Here is a 24,169-nt window from a genome sequence, read left to right as displayed (position 1 = left end):
CCGGGGCGAAACGCGTGCGCGACCACCGAGCCGAGTGCGGTATTGTTTCCTTGCACGTTTCGACCAGGGAAACCCCAGGTCAAACGGCATCGGGACGTGGCGCAGCTTGGTAGCGCACTTGACTGGGGGTCAAGGGGTCGCAGGTTCAAATCCTGTCGTCCCGACTGGAGACAGTCGCAGGTCAGGGCCGGTTTCGGAGGCATCCGAAACCGGCCCTTGATCATTCTTGGGGACCAGTTGGGGACCGGCGCCCTTGACTGAGGTCAGCGGGTCACGACGATCGGGCTCGGCAGCGAGCGCGGTGCGCGGAGCACGCTGAGGTGTGCGGAGAGCGCCGCCCCGGCGGCCGTGATCTTGTGTACGTCGGGGTGCAGGTAGCGCTGAGTGGTGGTCAGGGAGCCGTGGCCGGCGATCCTGCGCAGGACGTGCACCTGGACTCCGGCGTCGGCGAACCAGGTCAGTCCGGTGTGCCGGAGGTCGTGGCGGCGCAGGTGTTCGTAGCCGAGCTTGGTGACCACGTCGTCCCAGTGTGTGGCGTCGCGCAGGACGGCGGTGGAGATGCGTCCGCCGCGCGGGCCGGTGAACAGGCGGGCATCGGGATTCGGGCCGGCGGACAGGACACGCTGAGCGACGAGGGAGCGGATCTCCTCGACGATGGGAACCTTGCGGGCCCGCTTGCCCTTGGTGCCCTTGTCGGTCAGCCCGCCGGGCGCGGGTGTGGTCTGGCGCCGCACGGTCCAGATCCACTGAGCGGTGTCGATGTCCCCGACACGGCAGCCTGAGACCTCGCCGATCCGTGCGGCAGTGCACGCAGCGAAGACGACGACGTCTCCCCAGCCGCGGTACTGGTCGTGGGAGGCGGCAACGAGCGCGTCGGCCAGCGCAATGAGGGTCTCCCAGTCGGGCAGGGCCAGTGCCCTTGGGTCGAGGAGTTCGTCCTCGGCCTGCTTGTAGAGCTTCTGCCAGCCGCTGACCCGGGCGGGGTTGACTTTGATGATGCCGTCGCGGACCGCTTGCGCCATGACGCGGACCAGGACGGCGATGGTGTTCTTGACGGTGGAGCGGCTGTGCTCGTCGACGATCCAGTTCTGCACGCTGCGGTCGACGACGCCGTTGGTGATCATCCGTACGGCGAGGTGGCCGAGCGCGGGGACCACGCGCATCCGCCATCCCGCCAGATACGGGTCGAGGGTCTTCAGCTCCAGCCCGCGCAGGGCGAGATCCATGTTCGCGTCGCCGTACTCGGCGAGCTTCATGGTGGCGAGTGACGGGGACAGCCCTGCCTGCGCGGCTTCGATGATGTCCCGGAGCCACTCCTGCGCCTCGTCCTCGTCCGCCTTTCCCTTCGACAGGGACAGGCGCCGCTTCGTAGTCGGATCGAACCAACGGACACGTGCCCGGTAGGGATGGGGGCGATCGGGCCGGTACTCGATATCGGTGGAGAGCCGGACACCCACCGGAACAACAGCCTTCTCGGCCATCAGGCTTCCCTGCCCGGGACGGTGCGGCGGCTGCGCAGCCATTCCTCCACGTCGAGCGCGCTGTACATGACGACGCGTTCCGAAACGGAGACGAACGGAGGACCCTGCGGCGGCCGAGCGGCGCGCCACCGGCGCAGAGTCGAGGCGTCCACACGCAGGCAGACGGCTGGGTCGCTCGTCGAATACCAGCCGTTCGCCAGGAACGACGAACGGCTGCCATCGTGGACGGAGACAACCCGGCTGGCAGTGGAGTGCGCGGTCACGTCCGCTGGAGTGGTGTATCGACGGCCACTCGGTGATCTCGTTTTGAGGCTATGCGGTGAGTTCGGTCGGGAGGACGGTCTCGTCGGTTTCTGACTCGATCGGGTGGAGGCGGGCCTTGGCCGGAAGGTTTAGTCCCATGTAGCGGCGGGCTTCGGTCCACTCGTCGTTCTGCTCGGCCAGCACTGCGCCGACCGGTCGGATCAGGGCGGTGCGGTCGGGGAAGATGCCGACCACGTCGGTGCGGCGGCGGATCTCCTTGTTGAGCCGTTCCTGCGGGTTGTTCGACCAGATCTGCCGCCAGATCTCCCGCGGGAACGCGGTGAACGCCAGCACGTCGCCCTGAGCGGCGTCCAAGTGGGCCGCGGCCTTGGGGAATTTGGCTTCCAGGGCATCGAGGACGTGCCGCATCTGGGCCTGGACGGCGTCGGCGTCGGGCTGTTCGAAGACGGTCCGCAGCAGCGTGGCCACCCACGGCTGGGCCGACTTGGGCACCTGGCTCAGCAACGCGCGGGCGATGGGGGTGCCCCCGCGCCTGTTCAGGGCGTGGGGGAGGGTGCGACATCGCTGCCAGCTCGCGCCGGGCAGGGTGGCCCCGATCGCGTCGACCAGGCCGGCGTGCGCGTCCGAGATGACCAGCCGGACGCCGGACAGGCCGCGGGCGATCAATGAGCGCAGGAAGGCCAGCCAGCCGGCACCGTCCTCGGCCGTGGCGACGTCGATGCCGGGGATCTCGCGATGGCCGTCGGCGTTGACACCGACCGCGATCAGTGCGTGGACGTTGATGATCCGGCCGCCCTCGCGGACCTTCTGGGTCAACGCATCGACCCAGACGAACGCATAAGGGCCTTGATCCAGCGGCCGGTTGCGGAAGGCGGCGACCTGCTCGTCGAGATGCCGGGCCATCGCCGTGACCTGCGACTTGGACAACTGCGTGACGCCGGGCGACTCGGCGAGCTTCTCGACACGGCGGGTGGACACGCCCAGCAGGCAGGCGGTGGCGATCACCGAGATGAGGGCCTGCTCGGCCCGGCGACGTCGTTCGAGAAGCCAGTGCGGGAAGTAACTCCCGCTCCTGAGCTTGGGGATGGCGAGTTCGACGGTGCCGGCCCTCGTGTCCCACTCGCGCGGGCGATGGCCGTTGCGGTGGTTGGCTCTCTCGTCGCTGACCTGGCCGTATTCGGCGTTGCAGGCGGCGTCCGCCTCGGCGGACATGAGCGCGTCGGCGAACGTCTTGACCATCGGGCGCAGCAGATCGGGACTCGCCGCGGCGAGGTTGTCCTCGGCGAGGGCGTGCAGGGGCAGACTGTCGGGTGCGGTCATCGTGCTGATCTCCTTCGGGCTTCGACACCTCGAAGATCAGCCGGTGGCCGTTCAAGCGGCTCGTCCGCCTGACCACGTAGGACACGGTCCAAGGCCGTGAGGCAGGGGTGTCGGGAATTTCGTGGTGCCCGGTAGCCATGCTCAGCCACATGGGCGGAGCGCACAGCAGGTTGAGGGGTCCCGGGCCGTCTCGACGGGGTGCCCGGACTCCCGCCAAGCGTGCAGGCCGCCGTCCAGCACGGACACCCGGTCGTGGCCGAAGACCCGCAGCAGCCACCACAGTCGCGTGGCCCAAGCGGTGGTCGTGGTGTCGTAGGCGACCACGTGGGTGTCGGTCCCGATCCCGAGCGCGCCGGCCGCCGCGGCGAGGGCCCCGGAGGAGGGCAGGGTGAAGGCGAACCGGTCCGCCGGGTCGCACAGCTCGGTGAGGTCGGCGAACCGGGCACCGGGGGCGTGCCCGGCCCCGAACCCCTCCCGGTCCGGCCGCACGATGTTGGGGACGCCGTCGGCGGAGAGCAAGGGCGTAGCCACGCGGGAACGTTAGCGCGCAGCAACGGCAGGGGAGCCGCCAGACGCCCCTTCGCCAGGCACTTCCTGGCTGCTGTGACCCTCCTCGACGGAGAGCAGGCGCAGCGTGGCCTCGCGCTGGGGGCTGCGGTCCGCGGCTGTGCCGGTGAAGGCGCCGGCGACGGGGTGAATCATGACCTCGTCGACGTCGTGGCGTCGTGCGAACGCGCTGATCTGGGCGCGCCCCTGCGCAGCGGTCCCGACCACCCACGGTGCCATCAGCTGGGTGCTGAACGCTTTGAGTTCGCCGCTGAGCGCTTGTGTTTCGGCGTCCTCGACGAGGGGCTGTCGTTGCATGCTCCCGTTGGTTTGCATGCTGAGCAGCGCGAGTGCGTAAGGCAGCGCGAGGCGGCGGGCGTCATCTTCGGTGGGGGCGATGACCGCGTTCATGGTCAGCAGCACGCGTGGCCGTTCGGCGTGCTCGGAGGGACGGAAGCGGGAACGGTACACATCGACGGCCTCGTCGGTGCCGGTGCCCGAGAAGTGGTGCGCGTAGGCGTACGGCAGCCCCCGCTCGCCGGCCAGCCGCGCCGACTCGGTGGACGAGCCGAGAATCCAGACGGTCGGGGTCGTGCGTGCCTCCGGGGTCGCCTTCAGGGTGTAGGTGCTGCCCTGCACGTGGACGGTCGCGCCCTCGGGTTGCACCATCGCCTGGATGCTCTCGACCTGGTGCGGGAAGCTCGCGGGGTTGGCAGCGGCGCCGTCTCGCAGTGCGTAGATGGCTATCGCCCGGCCACCCGGTGCGCGACCCAGGCCCAGGTCGATGCGGCCCGGATAGGCGGCCTCGAGGAACGAGAACTGTTCCGCCACGTCGAAGGCGGTGTGGTTGGGCAGCATCACACCGCCCGAGCCGACGCGGATCCGCTCGGTCCTCGCGGCGATCGTGCTGACGGCGACCGGAGGGGTCGTCGAGGCGAGTGGGCCGCCGTGGTGCTCGGACACCCAGTACCGCTCATAGCCGGCTTCGTCGGCGCACTGCGCGAGCGCGACCGTTGCGGCGATCGCATCGGCACTGGACTGGTCGCTGCGCAAGAGCATGGTGTCCAGCACGGACAGCTTCACGGTCACTCCTGACAGTAAACGGGGAATCTTCCATTTCTGGTCGCCCGCTAGGCTATCCGGAAGATTCCCCGATTGCGAGTTCGGCGAGGTGGTGGCGGTGCCTGGTCAGGCCAGACGCGCGGACGCGCGCCACATCCGCGACCGTGTGACCGCGACGACGTCGCCCTCCCCGACCCCGCGCTCGGCCATCTGCTCCGCCACCGCCTCGGTGTGGCGCACGACATCCGCGTACGACAGCTCATGCTGTGCGTCACGCAGACAGGGACGGGACATCACGGAGTCCGGCCGCCCCCCCCGGGCGGATATCCAAGGCCAACGCTCACCAGATCACCTCGACGACGCTGTACGGCGGTGTATTGCGCGTCCGTGAACAGTGGAAAGGAGTCGTTCGCCATCCCATGCCGCGGATCCATAAATCTCCTCGCCAAGCGGCGCTTGCCGTACATGTCGCCCAGCTGTCCGGCCACCGGAGTGGCGACGGCGCTGGTGAGGAGGGTGGCGGTGACGGCCCAGGAAGCGTCCGAAGAGGACGTGTCCAGGAGTCGGGGCAGTCGGGGGACGATCGGGAGGACCAAGGTCTGCATCACCGCGACCACGACGCCGGCCAAGGCCAGTACCGGCACGATGAGCTTCGGGTTCGGTGTGGAGGACCTGCCGGTCGGGCGAGGGGACGTATGGGACACGGTGAGGTTTCCAGTCTGATCGGTCTTTTGCCCGGTGGGGCGGTGAAGTGTGGGGCGGAACGCCCGTCGGGACTCCGCCGTACCCGTCCGGGCTTGAGACGGCCCGTACGTCGTCCATGGCCCGTCGTAGGGCCGGATGCCGCAGGCCGACCGGTATCCGGTAGGCCTGCGGGCCGCATGCGGCAACGGAGGGGTTGACCAGGTGTTCGGTCGGCTCCCATACCGCGATCCGGGTTGCTGCTTGAGGGCGATGGGGGTGATGGGCGATCCCGCCGAGGCGGTGACCTTGAGGCCGGAGGCGCACAGGAGAAACTCCCAGACGCCGTCCTGGGCGCAGTCGGCTGCCAGAGCCTCGAAGTCCCACATCTCGCCGAGCGTGAGCCCCATGTCCCGGATGGCGATCTGGTGGAACGGGGCGTAGGCGCCGTCGACTGGGGACGGGGACACTTCCACGGCCCAGTTGTCCAGGGCGAGGGCGGCGACCTCGCGCTCGTGCAGCCAGGGCAGGGTGTCCATGCCGGGGCCGGGTTCGACCTCGCTCATGTAGTGATCGCGGTCGCCCTCGGCGAACCACTGGTGCCAGCCGGTGCGGATGCAGAGGATGTCACCGGACTCGACGCGTACGCCCTGGCGTTCCTCGGCCGCCAGCAGGTCGGCGACGGTGATCTCGTACGACTCGTCGAGACGGTCGACGCCCTTGAGCGCGGCGATGTCCAGGAGCACACCGCGGGAGATCAGGCGGCCGGCGGCCTTGTCGAAGGAGTTCCGGGAGACGCCTGCGAAGTTGTTGATCGCGGCGGCCGGGACGTTGTTGTAGAAGTGCCCGTCGTATCCCATGTGGCCGAGGCCGTCCCACTGGGTGGCCGCTTGCAGGCTCATCACCACCATGTCGTCGGAGGAGATCGGCCCGTCGGGGAAGCCCGCGGTGTCCGAGGGCGGCAGGGTCATCACGTGCTGGGGGTTCTCCCGGAACGAACCCGCCGTTGCGGGACCCTCCTTGCCGAACGCCATGCCGAGGTCAAAGGTCTTCCCGGTCCTGACCAACCGGGCCGAGGCGACGCGCTTGGCCGGCGTGATGAAGTTCAGGGTGCCGATCTCGTCGTCGTCACCCCACCGCCCCCAGTTGCTCAGTTCCTTGCCCAGCGGGTGATGCGGAAGCGTCGTGGAGTCGCTCATTTTCTCTCCTATAAGATCTTCAATGAGGGGTATGACGGTCAGAGTTGGGTGCGGCCTCCGTCGACGACGAGATCGGCACCGGTGGTGTAGCGGTTGTCGTCAGACGCGAGGAAGAGCATCGCCGCGGCGATCTCCTCGGGTCGGCCCAGACGGCCCAGGGGCACGGCGGCGGCCAGGGCGGCACGCGCCGCGTCCGGGTTGTCCTGGGTGTCGATGATGGGCGTGTCGATGGGGCCCGGGCTGACCGTGTTCACCCGGATCCCGCGCTCTTTCAACTCGCCCGCCCAGGTGCGGGCGAAGGACCGGATGGCTGCCTTGGAAGCGCTGTAGACCGTGCGCTCCGGCACGCCGTTCAGATGTCCGGAGGACGAGGTCAGAATGATCGAGCCGTTGTCGTTGAGCAGCGGCAGCGCCTTCTGTACGGTGAAGAACGTCCCTCGGACATTGACGGAGAAGATCCGGTCGAAGTGTTCGGGTGTCGCCTGGGCCAGAGTGGCCTGCTCGCCGCGTCCGGCGTTGGCGACGATCACGTCGACCGAGCCGCGCTCCTCCCCGACCTGCCGCCAAAGCCGGTCGAGATCTTCCAGGCGGGAGATGTCGCCCTGCACGGTGGTGACAGCGCCTGCGATCTCCGCCTGCGCCGTGTCGAGTTCCTCCGTGCTCAGCCCGGTGATGTACACGAACGCGCCCTCGGCGACGAATGTCCTGGCGGTCGCGAGGCCGATACCGCTGCTGCCGCCCGTGACGACCGCGGTCTTGCCGTCCAATTTGCCCATGACGGATCTCCCACTTTTCATTTAGCGATCGCTAAAGCGATGAATGGCTACACCACTAAGGCAATCGCGCAAACCGGCCCCGGCGGAGCCGCGCAAGGGACCTCGGTCGCTGATCTGACCGCGGCGATGGGCATCCGGCCGCCCAGCCTGTACGCGGCCTTCGGCAATAAGCGCCAGCTCTTCGAGAAGGTGCTGGAGCGCTACTAGGAGGCGCGCTTCCCCTTGGTCTGCGAGGCGCTGGCACAGTCCACCGCCCATGCGGCGGCGGTGCGACTGCTGACGTGCCTGGTCGAGGCCTACACCACGCCGGGTCGGCCGCCCGGCTGTCTCAGCGTGCAGGCGGGGCTCGCCTCCGACGCCGACAGCCGCGCGGTTGTGGAACTTCTCGCGACCGTCCGCAACAAGTACCGGCAAGCAGTCCAGGAGAGGTTCGAGAAAGCTGTGGTGAACGGGGACCTGCTTCCGGACACTGACAGCGAGGCTCTGGCCCGTCTCCTCATGGTCACCGCCGAGGGCCTCGCCATTCATGCGGTCTCCGGCGCCTCCCGGGAGGAACTCATGTCTGCCGCAGACCTGGCAGTACAGTTGGTGCCCGCCACCTGAACGCCCTACGAACCACCATCCGCCCTGTTCGTCGTCCCCCTACGGCACCGCCGACCCGGTCGCGCGGCAGGAAACCCTGGCCGAGACCGAAGCCCCTTGTCGGAGGGCTGCCGCCGACGGTTGGGGCGAGCCGACAGACCATCAAGGGAGGCCGGGCCAGGGCATGCCGACCTGTCGTCGGCCGACTATGCGATCGCAGCCCTTGCAGGGGCGGGTGCTCCCGATGTCGTGCGCGTTTCCCGGTGGCCCAGGAGACCGTCGCCGGGGAGGAGGCCGGTGCCGGGCGTCCGCGCCGTCGTCTGGCCGCGGCCCCCTCAGTCACACGCCTGCGCTCGTCATGGCGCTCACCTTGCCCGCCCCGCTCATCTGTGGCCCACCAGGCCATGGCGCCGACCACGAGCGACATCCCTCCCGGCGGTCGTACGACAACGTCGCGATGGTCGAGATGTGGGAGACGAGCGGGAGTTTCCTCCACTAGGAGAACGCCGAGCTGCCCGAGTTCCGTCCGGTCCACCGCCTGTTCACGGGCCGCGACGAGTGAGGCATGGCGCATATCGGGGTCGTGCGACGGGCTCATGGTGGGAGGGTCTGTTCGGCCCAGATGGTCTTGCCCTGGGTGGTCTGGCGGGTACCCCAAGCGGCAGTGAGCTGGGCGACAAGGAGCAGCCCGCGGCCGCCCTCGTCGAAGGTGCGGGCGCGGCGCATGTGGGGGGCGGTGCCGCTGGCGTCGGAGACTTCGCAGATGAGGTTTCGGTCGTGGATCAGACGCAGCTGTATGGGTGGTTCGGCGTAGCGGATGGCATTGGTGACGAGTTCGCTGACGACCAGTTGGGTGACGAATGAGGCGTCGTCCAGTCCCCATGCCGCCAGCTGGTCGGTGGCCACGTTGCGGGCCTGGGAGACGGCGGCGGGGTCTGAGGGCAGATCCCAGGTGGCGACGCGGTCGATGTTCAAGGCCCTGGTGCGGGCGATGAGCAGGGCGATGTCGTCGGAGGGACGGCCGGATATCAGGGCGGTCAGTACCGCGTCGCACAGGTTGTCCAGCGGGGCGGACGGTTGGGCGACGGACTGGCAGAGCAGGGACAGGGCGGTGTCGATGTCCCGCTCGCGGGACTCGACCAGCCCGTCGGTGTAGAGGGTGAGGAGGCTGCCCTCGGGTAGTTCGAGGTCGACAGCCTCGAAGGGGAGTCCGCCCAGCCCGAGTGGGGGGCCGATGGGGAGGTCGAGAAGTTTCACGGTGCCGTCAGGGGTGACCAGGACGGGTGCCGGGTGTCCGGCGAGGGCGAGCACGCAGTGGCGGGACACCGGGTCGTACACGGCATACAAGCAGGTCGCGCCGACATCTCCGGTGATCTCCGCTTCGGGTCCCGGCCCCGGGATGTCCTGTGCTTCGGCGGACAGGCGGGCGACGAGGTCGTCGAGGTGTGTGAGCAGTTCATCCGGGGGCAGGTCGATGTCGGCGAGGGTGAGTACGGCGGTGCGCAGCCGCCCCATGGTGGCGGAGGCATGGAGGCCGTGGCCGACGACATCGCCGACGACGAGCGCGACCCGGGCGCCGGACAGCGGGATGACGTCGAACCAGTCCCCGCCCACCCCGACCTGGGCGCCGGCGGGCAGATAACGGGACGCGATCTCCACCGCGGCCTGCTCGGGCAGTGCCTGTGGCAGCAGACTGCGCTGCAGAGTGAGTGCGGTGGCGCGCTGGCGGGTGTAGCGCCGGGCGTTGTCGATGCAGACCGCCGCCCTGACGGCCAGCTCCTCGGCCAGCACCACGTCGTCCTCGCGGAACACCTCGGGATGCTGGTGGCGGACGAAGGCGACGACGCCCAGAGTGGTGCCGCGGGCGGTCAGGGGCACGGTGATCGCCGAGTGGACGCCGAAGTCGCGGACCCGGGCGGCCCTGGAGGGATCGCGGGCCGCCCATGCGGCGAACGCTGCGTCGGCGGGGTCGGTCACGCGGTGCAGCAGGGCACGTCCCGACCTGAGGCTCAGGACCACGGGGGAACCCTCCGGATAGCTGTCCACCTCACCCGGGGCGACGAGCGCCTCGGGAGTCCCGGGGTTCACGGACAGGTGAGCGACGCGCCGCAGCAGGACGGGGCCGCGCGGCGAGCCCGTTCCCGGGGGCGGTTCCTGCGAGCCGTCGAAGGAAAGGAGCAGGTCGACGCTGACGAAGTCGGCGAATTCCGGGACGGCCACCTCCGCGAGTTCCTGAGCCGTCCGTGCCACGTCCAAGGTGCTGCCGATGCACCTACTGGCATCCGCGAGCAGCATGAGGCGCTTGCGGGCCCAGTACTGCTCGGTTACGTCATGAGTGGCCGCGCCCACGCCCCGGACTCGCCCGTCCGCGTCCTTCAGCGGAGTGACGAACACCGACCAGGCGTGCTCGCGGCTCTCACCGGGGGAGGTCCCGTACATCTCGATGAACTGCGGCTCACCGGTCTCCAGCGCCCGCCGCATGATCCGCTCGATCCTGTGCGTCTCGGAATGGTTCACCAGTTCCGAGAGCCGCAGGCCACGCATCTCCTCCTCGGCGAGCCCGAGGCTGCGCAGCTGGGCTGCGTTGCCCCGGCGCAGGCGCAGCCTGGTGTCGAACAGCGCCATGAGGCAGCCCGCGACCTGCTCGTGGTTCTGGCTCACGAGGATCTCGTCATCGGGCCGGGACTCCGTCCCCACCAGCGCGGACACGAGAAACCAACCCAGGGGCCGCCCGTCGTCCTGCGTCTTTCTGTGCGCCAGAACCCTGGCCTCCAGGCGGTGGCCCTCGCGGTGCCGTAGGCCCACCCGCCCGTTCCACCTGGGCAGCTGCGCGAAGGACCGCAGATCCGCCTCGCTGATCGCCTCGGCCAGCAGAGCGGCCGCAGGTCGTCCCACGATCTGTGCGGGCGGGTACCCCAGCAATGCCTCGGCTCCCGCATTCCACCCGGTCACGATGCCGTGTTCGTCGATGGTGACGTTGGCGCTGAGCGTCTCGTCGAAAACGTCCTTGGACACCCCCGGCGCATCGTCGGTGCCCATGCGTCCCTCCGTGGTTGTTTCTCGCTCTGGCGGAGATCTCCGCCTCTCCCGTCCTGCGACGCCGGGATTCGCGCATACAGCCGAATGGGTCACGCATCCGTATTATCCCGCTTTGATTCGCTGGAGGTAGTGGCTGGCGGCGAGGGGAGTGACATGCGGCCCCTCGGCCATGCCCGCCAATGGCGGCCTCGGCCTGCCAAGTACCTGTCGGCGGGCTAGTCGTCTTCGCTTGGGGAACGACGAGCGGCTCCCTCACGCCGCCATCGCGGTCACCGCCGTCCATCGGTGCCGCGGGGGTGGCTACCTGCCGTAGACCTTCGCACCCGACGCCGCGGCCCTGATTGGCGTGCGGACTCCCGCCATGGGCGCGATAGCGGGCTCCGCACTCGCCGGGTCCCGCTCAACAATGGATTTCAAGCAGGCCCTGCGCCGTCCCCAAGGGTCTGTTCGGGTGATCAGCAGTTTCTCGTGACGCCCTCCCACAGAGCCCGCGGTGAGGGCAATTGTCAGTGGCAGCGATCTTGCACTTGGTAGGTTAGCCTGCTGTGCCTCGCAGCTTGGTTTCGGATTGGTCTGCGGACCAGAGGGTGTGGAATGTGCCGTCCCGGTCCGTCCGTCGGTAGGTGTGGGCGCCGAAGAAGTCACGTTGCGCCTGGACGAGCGCGGCCGGGAGCCGGTCCGCGCCCAGCGAGTCGTAGTAGCTGAGCGCGGAGCCGAAGCCGGGGACTGGTACGCCGGAGTGTGCGGCCGTGGCGACGACGCGGCGCCAGGAGTCCTCGCCCTCGGCGACCGCCTGCGCGAAATAGGGGGCTTCGAGGAGCGTGGTGATGTCCGGGTTCTGGGCGTAGGCCTCGGTGACGTGGCTGAGGAAGCGGGCACGGATGATGCAGCCGCCGCGCCAGATCCGGGCGATCTCGTCCTGGTGGATGTTCCAGCCGTACTTCTCGGCTCCCGCGACGACGGCGTCGAAGCCCTGCGCGTACGCGACCAGCTTGGACGCGAAGAGGGCCTTGGCGACCGCTTCCACGAACGAGGCGTCCGCCTGCTGGACCTCGGGTCGACTGGAGCGGATGCGTCGTATCGCGGCACGCTGCTCGGGCTTCGCGGACACTGAGCGGGCGAACACCGCTTCTGCGATGCCGCCGACGGGCACCCCGAGATCGAGTGCGGTCTGCACGGTCCACACGCCCGTTCCCTTGGAGCCGGCCTGGTCCAGTACGACGTCGACGAACGGCCTGCCGGTGGCGGGGTCGGTGTGCCGGAGGATCTCGGCAGTGATCTCGATCAGGTACGACTCCAGCGGTCCCCTGTTCCACTGGGCGAAGACGTCGGCGATGTCGTCCGGCTCCAGGCCGCCGACGGTCCGCAGCAGGTCGTAGGCCTCGCCGATGAGCTGCATGTCGGCGTACTCGATGCCGTTGTGGATCATCTTGACGAAGTGGCCGGCGCCGTCGGTGCCCACATGGGTGACGCAAGGCTCGCCCTCGGCGACGGCGGCGATCGAGGAGAGGATCGGACCCAGGGTGCGGTAGGACTCCGCCGAGCCGCCCGGCATGATCGACGGCCCCCTCAAGGCCCCCTCCTCGCCTCCGGAGATGCCCACGCCGACGAAGTGGATGCCGGTGAGGGCAATCCTTTGCTCCCGGGCGATGGTGTCCCGGAAGTGCGCGTTGCCGCCGTCGACGATGATGTCGCCGGGCTCGAAGCGTTCGGCGAGCTGGTCGATGACAGCGTCCGTGCCCGCGCCCGCCTGGACCATGATGATCGCGGTGCGCGGACGGGCCAGCGCGGCCACGAAGTCGTCGATGGTCTTTGCCGCGATGAAACCGGCCTCGGGATGGGCCGCCACGAGTTCCTCGGTGCGCGCGTGGGTCCGGTTGTGGACGGCGACGACGTTGCCTTCGCGGGAGGCGAGGTTGCGGGCCAGGTTCGATCCCATCACCGCCAGCCCGATGACACCGATGTTGGCCGCTGCGCTGTCGTTCATCTGGATCTCTTTCGGTGGGTGCGAGGGGGACTGTCAGAAGGCGAGCAGGACCTTGCCCGAGAGCGAGGCGTCGGCCGCGACGGTGAAGGCCTTGAGTGCCTCGTCCACCGGGACGGTGTGGGTGATGACCGGTTCGACGTGCAGTGATCCGTCGGCGAGGGAGGTGATCACCTCGTCGATCTCGTCGTTGAAGCGGAACGAGCCGATCAGGCGGAGTTCCCGGGTGATGGCGTGCGCGATCGGTACGGGCTGGTCGCCGAGAGGCAGGAGGCCGACCATGACCACGGTGCCGCCGCGGGTGGCGCCGCGCAGCGCGGAGGCGAGACCGTGGTGGTTGCCGGAGGACTCGATGACCACGTCGGCGTCGACGGCCGCGACGGCCTCGGTGTCGGCGGCGTCGATGGTGCGGGTCGCTCCGACGGCGGTCGCGATGCGGCGGGGGCCGGGGTGCAGGTCGACGGCGACGATCTCGGAGGCACCGGCGCGGGCCGCGATCGCGACGCACAGAGCGCCGATGGGGCCGCTCCCCACCACGAGGACACGCTTGCCGTGGAGCTCGCCGGCCTGGGAGACGGAGTGCCAGGCGACGGCGGCCGGTTCGGCGAGGGCGGCGGTGCGCAGGTCGAGGCCGTCCGGCAGGGCGCGCAGCATCGACGAGGGCAGGACGATCTCGCGGGCGAAGGCTCCCTCGGTGTGCGGGTAGCGGGCGGCCGAGCCCAGGTAGCGCACCCCGGGGGAGAGGTTGGGGCGGTCCTCGGGGTAGCGGGCGTCGCTGTGTTCGTGGGTTGCCGGATGCACGGTGACGCGGGCGCCGGCGGCGGGACCGGTGCCGTCGGAGGCCGCCCGGACCACGGTTCCGGACAGCTCGTGCCCGAGGACCATGGGTGCGCGCAGCACGGATTCGCCGACGGCGCCGTGCCGCCAGTAGTGCAGGTCGGAGCCGCAGATACCGCCGTAGGCGACGGCGACGACCGCTTCGTGCGGTGCGGGGGTGCGCAGTGCGATCTGCTCCACCCGGAGGTCGCCGGCGCCGTGGGCGACGACCGCGGTCGTGGTACGGGGGGTCATGAGGGGTTCCCTTCTCAGACGACGGCGGTCATGCCGCCGTCGACGAAGACGACTTGGCCGTTGACGTAGTCGGAGGCGCTGGAGGCGAGCCAGACGACGGGGCCCACGACGTCGGCCACCGTGCCCCAGCGGCGAGCCGGGGTCCGGCCGAGGATCCAGGAGTTGAACGCTTCGTCGTCCACGAGGTTCTGTGTCATCTCGGTGTGGATGTATCCCGGCGCGACGCCGTTGATCTGCAGTCCCTCGCCGGCCCATTCCGCGGTCATGGCCCGGGTGAGGTTGCGCAGGGCCCCCTTGGCGGCCGTGTAGGGGCCGATCGTGGGGCGGGCGAGGTCGGTCTGTACCGAGCAGATGTTGATGATCTTGCCGGCGTGGCGGGGCAGCATCCGCAGGGCCGTCTGACGGCCGACGACGAAGGCACCGGTCAGGTTGGTGTCGAGTACCCGCCGCCAGTCCTGGAGGCTGACGTCGACCAGGGGTTCGCGGTGCTGGACTCCGGCGTTGTTCACCAGGACGTCGATGGCGCCGAGGTCCGCCTCGATCGACGTGAGGGCCTGGGCGACGGCGTCCTCGTCGACGATGTCGAAGGCGCGGGCCGCGACGCGGTCCTCGCCGAACCGGGCGGCGAGCGCGTCGCGTGACGCCTTGAGCCGGTGCTCGTCCATGCCGTTGAGGACGAGGGTGGCTCCGGCTTCGGCGAGCCCGGCAGCGAGGGCGAGTCCGATGCCCCGGCTCGATCCGGTGACCAGGGCGACCCTGCCGGTGAGGTCGAAAGCGGAGGTCATGTGGGTGATGTCCCTCGGTTTGGTGGGTTGTTCAGTAGAACTCGACGGTGTTGACGCGGTTGAGCAGATCCTTGCCGTCGAGGAGCCGGGTGGCGTTGGCGGTGAAGAGCTCGGCGATGAGCCGCTCCTCCGATGCATCGAGAGCGGCCGTGTGAGGGCTGATCAGCACCTGGTCGTGGGTCCACAGCGGGCTGTCGGCCGGCAGGGGTTCGGTCTCGAAGACGTCCAGTGCGGCGAAGCCGACCCGGCCGGAGTCGAGGGCGTCCAGGAGGGCGGCTTCGTCCACGACGCTGCCGCGCCCGACGTTGACGAGACAGGCGCCGGGCCGCAGGGCGTCGAAGAACGTCTTGCCGACGAGGTGTTCGGTCGCCGTCGTGCCGGGGAGGGTGTTCACCACGGCGTCCACGGTGGGGGCCACCTCGGTGATCCGGTCGGGATGGATCACGGCGGCGACACCGGGGACGGTGACGTCCCTCCGGCTGGTGCCGATGACCGAGGCGCCCAGCGCGTGGAGGGAGGCGGCGACCGCGCGCCCGATCCCGCCGAGGCCGAGCAGGAGCACGGTCTGCCGGCTGACCTGGCCCATCGTCCAGCGGCCGGTCCACGCGCGGTCCCGTTGCTGCCGGATCAGCCGGGACAGGTCCTTGGCCCCCGCCAGGACGCCGAACACGGCGAACTCGGCGAGCGGCCGCCCGTGCACACCGGCCGAGGTGGTGAAGGCGACCCGGTCGAGTTCCGCAGCGGTCAGCGCGGCGGCCTTCACCTGGCCGCCGCCGCCCGCGGCCATCGTGTGGACCCAGCGCAGCCGGGGGTTGGCGCGCACGGTCCGGGCCAGGGCCCGGGGGTCCACGTCGGGTATGCCGTACAGGGCGTCGGCCGAGTCGACGGCCTCCTCGTAGGCGCGCTGCCGCGCCGCGTCACGCAGCCAGGACGGATCACCCGAGAAGTCGGCGGGCCAGCGCATCGGGGGCAGCAGATCGTGGTCGACGACGAAGTCGACGCGGGGCTCCAACGCCTGGATGTGCGCGCGGTCGTCCTCGGACAGCGGCGCGGTGACCGCGACGCGCAGGCGGTGGCCGGCACCGTCCCGACCGTTCACCGGGCCACTGCGTTCCTGAGTTCCGCGGCCTCCGCGTCCAGCGCGGCCTCGCGGGCGACGATCTCCTCGACCGAGGCGAGCGCCTCCTGCACGCGGTGGGGCGGGATGACGATGACGCCGTCGCCGTCGGCGACGACGATGTCGCCCGGATGGACCACGACACCGCCGACGGCCACCGCTTCACCGATGCTGCCGGGGCCGTTCTTGAACGGGCCGGCGGGCGTGAGACCGCGGGCGAAGACGGGGACGCCGAGTTCCTCGATGATCGCGGCGTCCCGCACGTAGCCGTCGACGACGGCGCCGGTCGCCCCGAAAGCGGCGAAGCGCTGGGCGAGGTTGTCACCGATGATCGCGCGTCCGTCGTAGCCGAACGCGTTGATGACGACGAGATCGCCTGGGCGGATGTGGTCGAGGGCGGCGATGACCGCCTTGTTGTCGCCCGCGATGGTCATGATCGGGAGCGCGGTCCCGACGGCTTTCGCTCCCCTCCAGATGGGCGCGATGCCGCCGTCGACGATGTTCAGACGGTCCAGCGCGTCACCGAGGTTGGCAACGGAATGGGTCCGGAACCGATCGAGTGTCTCCTCGTCGACACGGTGCCATGGGCTGCTCACACGTACGTTGTCCTGGGTCATCGCAGGTTCCTTGAGGGGGGCGAGGGGCGGAGGCCGGGCCCCGGACGGTGTGACGCTTCGGTCAGGAGGCGCACCGAAGCGCGCCGCGCCGCTCCCAGCCCGTGGTTGGTGTGCCGCGCTTGACGCACGCGGGTCTGCCCGGTCGTGAAATGCGAAAAGTTTCGCGTTTCTGCGGTCAGTGTGCACCCTCTCATGGTGCGAGGCAAGGGTGGCCCTCCGGCGTGGGTGTCGGTGAGGTCGACTGAAGGCGAGGGAGCCGGGCGGCGGGAGGGGGGTGTTTCGGTGTGCCGGTAATGGCTGGAACCGGATCCTGATCCGTGGCCGTCGCCCGCCGGATGGCTCCTCGTCGGCTCGGCCTCGCGGCTGAATCACAACCGAATCGGAAGGTTAACTTCGGGGTAACGCGAGTCCTTGACCGCCTCGGAATGCGAATCTATTCTCATTCGCGATGGGAGTCGCAAGTCGGTCTCCTGGCCGCCTCGCGGCACCACTTCCACAGTGTTCTCCCGACCCCACTCGGGCGAGCGGCGGCCGGAACACCCTCGTCGGGTCGCCGTGGCGCACATCTCATAGGGCACATCGTCCGCCGGGCACCTCGACGGACGAAGGGGTGGGCGACAACGCATCGCGCTTCTCCTGACGCGCCGTCATCACCTTCTACGACACGCCGTGGACGCGTGCACCCCGGCAAGGGGGCACCGTCGGCAGCGATCACGTTCCACGCACGTCCCTCAGGACGCCTCCCAAGGGGTCCTCGGCATCGAAAGTGAACGCGTATGACAACGTCAGATCGGCTCGACATCACATCGGATCGTCATGGCGCGGTACCGGAAAAGTCCGGCGCGTCAGGGGTCGACGTCGCCACCACGGAGCAGGCAGTTGTCCGCAAGGCGACCGTCGCGGGTGCGATCGGGTCGTTCGTGGAGTGGTACGACTACGGCATCTACGGCCTGCTCGTCACGTACCTCGCGGTCAACATCACGGGCGACGCCGCGTCGGGCGGCCTCTTCCTCACGAACGTCGGCTTCCTCATCAGCTTCGCCGCCCGGCCGTTCGGCAGCGCCATCTGCGGTTACCTCGGCGACAAGATCGGCCGCAAGTCCCTGCTGGCCACTCTGCTGGTCCTCATCTCCGGGGCCACGGCGGCGATCGGGCTCATCCCCTCCCACTCCGTCATCGGAGTCGCTGCGCCGGTCCTGCTGGTCCTGCTGCGGGTGCTCCAGGGCTTCTCGGCGGGCGGCGAGGTGGCCGGCGCCATGTCCTTCGTCGGCGAGTACGCGCCGGACGCGCGCCGCAACTACATGATGAGCTTCATCGCCGTGGGCTCCTTCGTCGCCCTGATGTTCGGCAGCGCCTTCTCCGCCGTCCTCATCACGGCTCTCGGCGACGACGCGATGACCTCCTGGGCCTGGCGGGTGCCGTTCCTGCTGGCCGTCCCGCTCGGGTACGTGGGCTTCTACATCCGGCGCAGGCTGGAGGAGACCCCGCACTTCACCGCCCTGCGCGAGCAGAAGACCGTCGCCCGCAACCCGCTGAAGGAGGCCCTGACCTCCCCGCGCCACCTGAGGGCGATCGCGCTCACGATCTTCCTTCCCGCGCTCAACGGACCGGGCTACTACCTGCTCTTCGTCTACATGCCGACCTACCTCAAGACCTCTCTCGGCGACAACAACTTCTCCATGCTGCGGGCCCTCACGGTCACCGCGTTCAGCCTGGTCGCCATCGCCGTCTGTATTCCGCTGATGGCCCGGCTGTCGGACCGGATCGGCCGCAAACCCGTCCTCGCGGGCTCGGCCGTCGCGATGGCCGTCGTCTCGTACCCGATGTTCCGCCTCATCACGACCGGAGAGTTCGGACTCGCCTGCGTCGGTACGATCGTCCTGGCTATCGCGTTCTCCGGGCACGCCGCTGTCGTGCACACCGTGCTCGCCGAGATGTTCCCGACGACCGTGCGGTACTTCGCCTACAGCATCGGCTTCAGCATCTCGACGATCATCTTCGGCGGCAGCGCCCCGCTCCTGATGACCGAGCTGATCAAGTCGACCGGCTCCAACCTAGTACCTGCCTTCGCCTCGATCCTGACCGCGCTTATCACCCTGGCCGCCGTCGCCTTCGTGCGCGAGACCAAGGGCAGGCCCCTCGCGGACCGGTGATCGACGCTCCGGCCTCGGAGAGACCATGGAGACACCCTCCGGAGCCGTCACCAGCCACGGTGACGGCTCCGGCCACCCCACCGGCATGCGCTGACCCACCCACGCCCACTCGGGAGCACCACATGGCAACCAAGTCCGTAGCCGTCGTCGCCGACCTCGGTGAGAGCTTCGGCAACTACACCATCGGCGACGACGCCGCCCTCCTCGGCCTCGTCACCTCGTCGAACATCGCGTGCGGCTTCCACGCAGGCGACCCGCGCATCATGGACCGCGCGGTCGCCGACTGCGTGGAGCGCGGCATCGAGCTCGGGGCCCACCCCGGCTACCCCGACCTGGTCGGCTTCGGGCGCCGCCTGATCGAGGCGACCGAGGAGGAGATCCGCACCGACGTCCTCTACCAGCTGGGCGCCCTCGACGCCTTCGCACGCGTCCACGGCGGCACCATCAGCCACGTCGCCCCGCACGGCCGGATGGGCTCGATCGCGCAGACCGACGCCAAGCACGCCCGCGCCATCACCGACGCGGTCGCCGCGTACAACAGGGACTACCTCGTCATCTGCCAGCGCGGGCTGCTCGCGGAGGAGTCGCGCAAGCGCGGCCTGCAGGTCGGCTACGTGTTCCTCGCCGACCGCGGGTACGGCGACGACGGGATGCCCGTCGCGCGGTCCCATCCCGGGGGCCTGATCCACGACCCCGAGTTGATCGGCGAGCGGTGCGCCCAGGTCGTGCTGGAGGGGACCGTGCGCTCGGTCGACGGCAACGTGGTGCCGCTCGGCCACGACGCCGACGTCCTGCTGCTGCACGGCGACCACCCCTCCGTCCTCGCGAACGGCATCGCCCTGCGGGCCGCGCTGGAGAAGGCCGAGGTCCGCGTCACCGGGCTGCGGGACGTGCTGGCCGAGAAGGCGCAGAACGCGCAGGCCGCGCTCGCCCGTTGACGGAAACACGGATCAGGCGATGACCACCACAGCGCAGTACGGCGCCATCGCCGTCGAGCCCTTCGGGGACTCGGCGGTCATGGTCACCATCCCCCACCCCGACCAGGAGATACGCAGGGCCGGCATCGTCGCCTTCCGCGAGCGGCTCCTGGCCCACCGCCCGCACGGGGTGGTCGACGTCGTCTCCGGGCTGGAGTCCCTCCTCGTCGAGTTCGATCCGCTGCAGACTGCGCTGCCGCACGTTGAGTACGCGGCGCGCCTGGTGGCTCGGTGGGCGCCTGCTCCGGCTGTGGACAGTGGCGGGGCACGGGCGGCGCGGAGCTTCGTCATCCCCGTCGTCTTCGACGAGGAGAACGGCCCCGACCTGCTCTCCGTCGCGGAGGAGCTGGGCGTCACCCCAGACGGGGTGGTCGAGGCCATCGCCGGATCCACCTTCACCATCGCGTTGCTGGGCGCCGCGATGGCCCCGATGATGGACGGCCTGAAGGTTCCCCGGCCGGTACGTCGCCGGGCCGAACCCCGCACGGACGTCGCGCCCGGAGCGGTCATGATCGCCGGGACCAACGCGATCATCCAGCCGTTCCCCGGTCCCACCGGATGGCGTGTCGTGGGGCGCACCCCGCACACCGTCGTCGACATCTCCCGCCCCGACCCGGTCTCCTTCGGCACCGGCGACACCGTGCGCTTCGTCCCCGTCGGCCCGGACGAGGCCGCGGCCATGGACGCGGGCTTCCTGACGCCCGTGGAGGAATCCGCATGACGACGGTGACGCTCGACATCACGAGCACCGGATGGGTCACGACCTTCCAGGACCTCGGCCGGCACGGCACCGAGGCGCGGGGCGTGCCGACCGGAGGCGCCGCCGACCAGCACTCCGCGAGCGTCGCGAACCTCCTCGTCGGCAATCCGAGGGGCGCGACCCTGATCGAGAATCTCGGCGGCGAACTCGCGCTCGTGCCCGACACCGACGTCCTGCTGGCCGTCACCGGCACCCCTGCCCGGGTCACGGTCGGCGGCGCCGGCGCCGACGCCTGGACCCCGCTGGTGGTGCCCGCCGGGCAGGAGGTCCGCGTCCGCGCGGACATGGACCTGGGCACGCGCACCTATCTGGCGGTGAACGGAACGCTCACGGCCCCGGCCCTGCTGGGCAGCACGGCCCCGGACGCCAGGATGGGATTCGGACAAGCCGTCGTGCCGGGGACGCCGGTGCTGCTGGAGACGGACTTCCACGGGTTCCGCCGCCGGCACTTCGAACCGCCGCTGTTCCGGCTCCCCGTCCCCGTGCCGCGCTTCGACGACGGACCCTGGACCGTGGACGTCGTTCCCACCCACGGCATCCACGAGATCCACGGCATCCGCGAGCTGATCGAGGACTCGACGTACGTCGTCACCCCCCGCTCCAACCACGTCGGACTGCGCCTAGCCGGACCGGTGCTCCACCCGGACTCCGCCACCGAGATCGTCTCGCACGGGGTCCCCGTCGGTGCACTCCAGATCCCGCACGCCGACGAACTGATCGTGCTCGGCCGCTACCGCAGCCTGACCGCCGGATACCCCATCGTCGGCGTCGCGTCACGGGCCTGCCTGCCGCTGCTCGGCCAGGCCGGACCCGGCCGCCGGCTGCGGTTCCGCTGGGTGGACCGGGAGACCTCGCTGCGCCGGTACGCCCGACGCGAGGCCGAGGTGCGCGCGCTGCAGCACGCCGCCGTGGACGCTTTCACCGCGTCCGGGATCACGGCACCCTTGCCCATCTCTTAATGAGAAGTTATTCTCAATTGAGATTTGAATATCAGATAGTTCGGACGACTGCGGAGGAGGACAGATGACGATGACCACCGGCAGGACCGCCCTCGTCACGGGAGCGGGCAGCGGCATGGGACGCGAGACCGCACGGCTCCTCGCCCGGGACGGTTTCGCCGTCGTCCTGGTCGGACGCAGGCAGGACGCACTCGACGAGGTCGCGGACGCCGTCCGCGCCGAGGGCGGCACGGCCCTCGCGCTCGCGGCGGACATCACCCGCGCGGACGACGTGGCCCGGGTCCTCGACCGCGTCCGCGCGGAACTCGGCCCCGTCGACGTCCTGATCAACAATGCCGGCAGCTCCTCGTCCGTGCTCAACCCCCAGTGGCTCCCGCACGAGCAGTGGCGGCAGGTCCTCGACGTGAACCTGACGGCCGTCTTCCAGCTGACCCAGGCCGTCCTGCCCGACATGCTCGACCGCGGCATCGGGACCGTCGTCACCGTCTCCTCGCTGGCTGCCGTCAACCCCAACCTGCTCGGCGGCGCCGCCTACGGAGCCGCCAAGGCCGGCGTCCGCAACTTCATGACCTTCCTGCACAACACCTTCCGCAACCAGGGGCTGCGGGCCATCACCGTGCTGCCCGGCGAGGCCGACACCCCGATCCTCGACAACCGCGCCCGGCCCCCGGCGCCCGAGGAGCGCGCCGCCATGGTGCAGCCCGAAGACGTCGCCGAAGCCGTCCGGCTCGCCGTCACCCTTCCCCAGCGCGTCGTCCTCCAGGAGATCGTCGTCGCCCCCACCCGGCAGCGCGACACCTCTGCGGACCTGGAGATCAGCCGCTGGGCCGGCGCCCCCGAAGGCGCCGCACCGCAGACCTGAACACCCGTCGACAGGAGAAGCGCATGCCGCCCACCCTCACCAGCCAGCCGCCGCTGTACGCCACCGCCGAGGCCGTCGCCCGCATCGAGGCCGCCTCCCGCCGCACCCAGCAGCCCCAGTCCCGCGCCGACCTCGTCTCCCTCGCCATGGGCGAACCGGACTTCGACACGCCCGCCGCGGTCACCGAGGCGGCCCACGCCTCCCTGCGCGCCGGACGCACCCACTACTCGCCCCTCAGGGGAGAGCAGGCCCTGCGCGACGCCCTCGCCGAGAAGCTCACCGCCACCGCCGGCGCACCGGTCTCCGCCGCCGACATCCTGATCACCCAGGGCGGCACCGCGGGCCTGTCCGCCGCGATCCTCGGCATCGTCAACCCCGGTGACAAGGTGGTCGTACCCGACCCCACCTACTCCCTCTACACCGACCTCGTCAGCATGGCCGGCGGCACCGTCGTCCCCGTGCCTCTCGCCGACGACCTGCACTGGGACCTGGACCGGCTCGCCGACGCCCTCACCGACGCCCGGCTGTTCGTCTTCTGCAACCCCGTCAACCCCACCGGCATCGTCCACAGCCGCGAGGAACTCCAGGCGCTAGCCGACCTGCTCGACGGCACCCCCACGATCGTCGTCTCCGACGAGGCCTACTCCGACCTCGACTACACCGGCCGCCCCTTCACCTCGGCCATCTCGATCGACGGCCTGCGCGAGCGGACCGTGTACTGCCAGACCTTCTCCAAGAGCTACGCCATGACCGGCTGGCGCGTCGGCTACCTCTGGGGTCCCCAGGCGCTCATCGAAGGCGCCGCACGGATCCACAACACGTTCAACGGTTCCGTGAACACCTTCATCCAGGACGCCGCGCTCGTCGCCGTCCGCGACTGCGCAGACGAGGTGCTCCGCATGCGTGCCGCCTACGAGGAGCGCGGCGAACTCATGCGCAAGGAACTCTCCGCGATCCCCGGTCTCACCCTCAGCGCACCGGAAGGCGCCTTTTACCAGTTCCCGCGCTACGACGTCGACCTGCCCGCCGTGGAGGTGGTGGCCGCCCTGCGCGCGCGGGGCGTCGCCGTCCGGCCCGGAAGCGAGTTCGGGTCCCGGGGCGAAGGACACCTCCGGCTGTCGTACGCTGCCAGCCCGCAGGCCATCACCGAAGGCGTCCGGCGGCTCGCCGACGGCCTCGCGGCCCTGCGATGACACCCGTTCCGCACCCGACGAGGAGCCGACCGATGCGCAGCGACACCGAACGGAACCGCAGGCACCTGATCCGGGCCGCCGCGCTCCTGTTCGAGAACTCGCCGACACCGGTCAGCCTGGCGGAGATCGCCAAGCACGCCGAGGTGTCCACCGCGACGGCCTACCGGCACTTCTCCTCCGTCGAGGAGGTCCTGCACGCCTTCCGCGAACAAGTCGGCACCGAACTACGCGACTTCAGCGCACGCCAGACCAGCCGGGGCATGGTCCGGCTCGAAGCGGTGTCCCGGCACTGGGTCTCGCTCGTCCTCGAACACGGCGGCGCCATGGCCCAGATGCGCTCCCACCGCGGCTACCTGGAACGGCTGCGGGAGAGCACCGCCTACCTCGCGCCGCAAGCGGAGGCCCTCGCCGAACCGCTGCGGCAGACCACCGAGGACCTCGGCCTCGGAGACCTCGGAGACGAGGCGCTCTACCTGTGGAACGTCCTGTTCGACCCGCGTGACATCCTCGACCTCATCAAGAGCGGCCGCACCGAGGACGAGGCCGCCGGCCACCTCGTCTCCGCACTGCGCGGAGCACTCATCGGCTGGTCCGCCGCCGGCCGGTAGCCCCTTCACGGGACTTTTCCCTGCCGATTCCGCGACCGCGCGCCCGTCCTCCCGTCATCTTCGGACGAGAGGCGCGCGGCCGCGTGATGTCCCCTGCCCCTTTGCCCCGGTGCCCCGAACAGAGAGCCAGTGA

General features: G+C 70.0%; 23 protein-coding genes and 1 tRNA gene. 10 read left to right on the top strand and 14 right to left on the bottom strand.

The window, feature by feature from the left end:
- The first annotated feature begins 90 nt into the window (after positions 1 to 90).
- A tRNA-Pro gene (locus IEZ11_RS27380) sits at positions 91 to 164 on the top strand.
- Between the two features lie 99 nt (positions 165 to 263).
- Here the strand turns inward: IEZ11_RS27380 and IEZ11_RS27375 are convergent.
- The 8 genes from IEZ11_RS27375 to IEZ11_RS27340 all read right to left on the bottom strand — a co-directional run bounded on the left by IEZ11_RS27375 (position 264) and on the right by IEZ11_RS27340 (position 7,329).
- On the bottom strand, positions 264 to 1,481 hold the full coding sequence (locus tag IEZ11_RS27375; RefSeq protein WP_189265551.1) for a tyrosine-type recombinase/integrase: 1,218 nt from the start codon (positions 1,479 to 1,481) through the stop codon (positions 264 to 266).
- On the bottom strand, positions 1,481 to 1,744 hold the full coding sequence (locus IEZ11_RS27370) for a MerR family transcriptional regulator (RefSeq protein ID WP_229713393.1): 264 nt from the start codon (positions 1,742 to 1,744) through the stop codon (positions 1,481 to 1,483). The genes IEZ11_RS27375 and IEZ11_RS27370 overlap by 1 nt, the downstream gene beginning before the upstream one ends.
- Positions 1,745 to 1,793: 49 nt before the next feature.
- Complete coding sequence (locus IEZ11_RS27365) at positions 1,794 to 3,065, bottom strand: IS256 family transposase (RefSeq protein ID WP_189265550.1); 1,272 nt, start codon at positions 3,063 to 3,065, stop codon at positions 1,794 to 1,796.
- Between the two features lie 141 nt (positions 3,066 to 3,206).
- Entirely contained in the window at positions 3,207 to 3,596 is a 390-nt protein-coding gene (locus IEZ11_RS27360) for a sulfurtransferase (protein ID WP_189265549.1), read from the bottom strand.
- A gap of 9 nt (positions 3,597 to 3,605) precedes the next feature.
- Entirely contained in the window at positions 3,606 to 4,694 is a 1,089-nt protein-coding gene (locus IEZ11_RS27355) for an MsnO8 family LLM class oxidoreductase (protein ID WP_189265548.1), read from the bottom strand.
- A gap of 105 nt (positions 4,695 to 4,799) precedes the next feature.
- Entirely contained in the window at positions 4,800 to 4,967 is a 168-nt protein-coding gene (locus IEZ11_RS27350; protein ID WP_189265547.1) for a hypothetical protein, read from the bottom strand.
- Entirely contained in the window at positions 4,967 to 6,553 is a 1,587-nt protein-coding gene (locus IEZ11_RS27345; protein ID WP_189265546.1) for a cyclase family protein, read from the bottom strand. The genes IEZ11_RS27350 and IEZ11_RS27345 overlap by 1 nt, the downstream gene beginning before the upstream one ends.
- Before the next feature lie 38 nt (positions 6,554 to 6,591).
- The gene (locus tag IEZ11_RS27340) at positions 6,592 to 7,329 is read right to left on the bottom strand and encodes an SDR family NAD(P)-dependent oxidoreductase (RefSeq protein ID WP_189265545.1); all 738 of its coding nucleotides are present in this window, start codon (positions 7,327 to 7,329) and stop codon (positions 6,592 to 6,594) included.
- Between the two features lie 39 nt (positions 7,330 to 7,368).
- Here IEZ11_RS27340 and IEZ11_RS27335 point away from each other — a divergent pair, with 39 nt between their 5' ends.
- Together IEZ11_RS27335 and IEZ11_RS27330 are read left to right on the top strand one after the other, a co-directional pair.
- On the top strand, positions 7,369 to 7,536 hold the full coding sequence (locus IEZ11_RS27335; protein ID WP_189265544.1) for a TetR/AcrR family transcriptional regulator: 168 nt from the start codon (positions 7,369 to 7,371) through the stop codon (positions 7,534 to 7,536).
- A gap of 15 nt (positions 7,537 to 7,551) precedes the next feature.
- Positions 7,552 to 7,932 carry a TetR family transcriptional regulator C-terminal domain-containing protein gene (locus IEZ11_RS27330; protein WP_189265543.1) on the top strand — a complete coding sequence of 127 codons (381 nt, stop codon included), beginning with the start codon at positions 7,552 to 7,554 and terminating at the stop codon, positions 7,930 to 7,932.
- Between the two features lie 573 nt (positions 7,933 to 8,505).
- Here IEZ11_RS27330 and IEZ11_RS27325 read toward each other — a convergent pair.
- From IEZ11_RS27325 to IEZ11_RS27300, 6 genes are all read right to left on the bottom strand, one after another.
- A complete protein-coding gene (locus IEZ11_RS27325; RefSeq protein WP_189265542.1) occupies positions 8,506 to 10,950 on the bottom strand; it encodes a SpoIIE family protein phosphatase in 2,445 nt (814 codons plus the stop codon).
- A gap of 535 nt (positions 10,951 to 11,485) precedes the next feature.
- On the bottom strand, positions 11,486 to 12,937 hold the full coding sequence (gene gnd / locus IEZ11_RS27320; protein ID WP_189265541.1) for an NADP-dependent phosphogluconate dehydrogenase: 1,452 nt from the start codon (positions 12,935 to 12,937) through the stop codon (positions 11,486 to 11,488).
- A gap of 33 nt (positions 12,938 to 12,970) precedes the next feature.
- Entirely contained in the window at positions 12,971 to 14,005 is a 1,035-nt protein-coding gene (locus IEZ11_RS27315) for an L-idonate 5-dehydrogenase (RefSeq protein ID WP_189265540.1), read from the bottom strand.
- A gap of 14 nt (positions 14,006 to 14,019) precedes the next feature.
- Positions 14,020 to 14,790, bottom strand: coding sequence for an SDR family oxidoreductase (locus IEZ11_RS27310; protein WP_189265539.1), 771 nt, complete (start codon positions 14,788 to 14,790; stop codon positions 14,020 to 14,022).
- A gap of 31 nt (positions 14,791 to 14,821) precedes the next feature.
- Positions 14,822 to 15,889: a D-2-hydroxyacid dehydrogenase gene (locus IEZ11_RS27305; RefSeq protein ID WP_189265538.1), complete on the bottom strand. Its 1,068-nt coding sequence runs from the start codon at positions 15,887 to 15,889 to the stop codon at positions 14,822 to 14,824.
- Positions 15,886 to 16,524, bottom strand: a complete 639-nt coding sequence (locus tag IEZ11_RS27300) for an RraA family protein (protein ID WP_189265537.1) — start codon at positions 16,522 to 16,524, stop codon at positions 15,886 to 15,888. Before IEZ11_RS27300 ends, IEZ11_RS27305 begins: the two co-directional genes overlap by 4 nt.
- Before the next feature lie 776 nt (positions 16,525 to 17,300).
- Between IEZ11_RS27300 and IEZ11_RS27295 the strand changes: the two genes are divergently transcribed.
- The 7 genes from IEZ11_RS27295 to IEZ11_RS27265 all read left to right on the top strand — a co-directional run bounded on the left by IEZ11_RS27295 (position 17,301) and on the right by IEZ11_RS27265 (position 24,036).
- A complete protein-coding gene (locus IEZ11_RS27295) occupies positions 17,301 to 18,677 on the top strand; it encodes an MFS transporter (RefSeq protein WP_189265536.1) in 1,377 nt (458 codons plus the stop codon).
- Between the two features lie 122 nt (positions 18,678 to 18,799).
- On the top strand, positions 18,800 to 19,615 hold the full coding sequence (locus IEZ11_RS27290) for a LamB/YcsF family protein (protein WP_189265535.1): 816 nt from the start codon (positions 18,800 to 18,802) through the stop codon (positions 19,613 to 19,615).
- 19 nt (positions 19,616 to 19,634) lie between these two features.
- The gene (locus IEZ11_RS27285) at positions 19,635 to 20,375 is read left to right on the top strand and encodes a 5-oxoprolinase subunit B family protein (RefSeq protein ID WP_189265534.1); all 741 of its coding nucleotides are present in this window, start codon (positions 19,635 to 19,637) and stop codon (positions 20,373 to 20,375) included.
- Complete coding sequence (locus IEZ11_RS27280) at positions 20,372 to 21,373, top strand: 5-oxoprolinase subunit C family protein (RefSeq protein ID WP_189265533.1); 1,002 nt, start codon at positions 20,372 to 20,374, stop codon at positions 21,371 to 21,373. Before IEZ11_RS27285 ends, IEZ11_RS27280 begins: the two co-directional genes overlap by 4 nt.
- Positions 21,374 to 21,437: 64 nt before the next feature.
- Positions 21,438 to 22,235, top strand: a complete 798-nt coding sequence (locus IEZ11_RS27275) for an SDR family oxidoreductase (RefSeq protein ID WP_189265532.1) — start codon at positions 21,438 to 21,440, stop codon at positions 22,233 to 22,235.
- A gap of 23 nt (positions 22,236 to 22,258) precedes the next feature.
- On the top strand, positions 22,259 to 23,428 hold the full coding sequence (locus IEZ11_RS27270) for a pyridoxal phosphate-dependent aminotransferase (protein ID WP_189265531.1): 1,170 nt from the start codon (positions 22,259 to 22,261) through the stop codon (positions 23,426 to 23,428).
- 32 nt (positions 23,429 to 23,460) lie between these two features.
- Entirely contained in the window at positions 23,461 to 24,036 is a 576-nt protein-coding gene (locus tag IEZ11_RS27265) for a TetR/AcrR family transcriptional regulator (protein WP_189265530.1), read from the top strand.
- Positions 24,037 to 24,169 lie beyond the last annotated feature (133 nt).

Source organism: Streptomyces fuscichromogenes (assembly GCF_014645815.1).
Taxonomy (GTDB): domain Bacteria; phylum Actinomycetota; class Actinomycetes; order Streptomycetales; family Streptomycetaceae; genus Streptomyces; species Streptomyces fuscichromogenes.
This window is presented reverse-complemented; position numbering and strand designations above follow the sequence as displayed.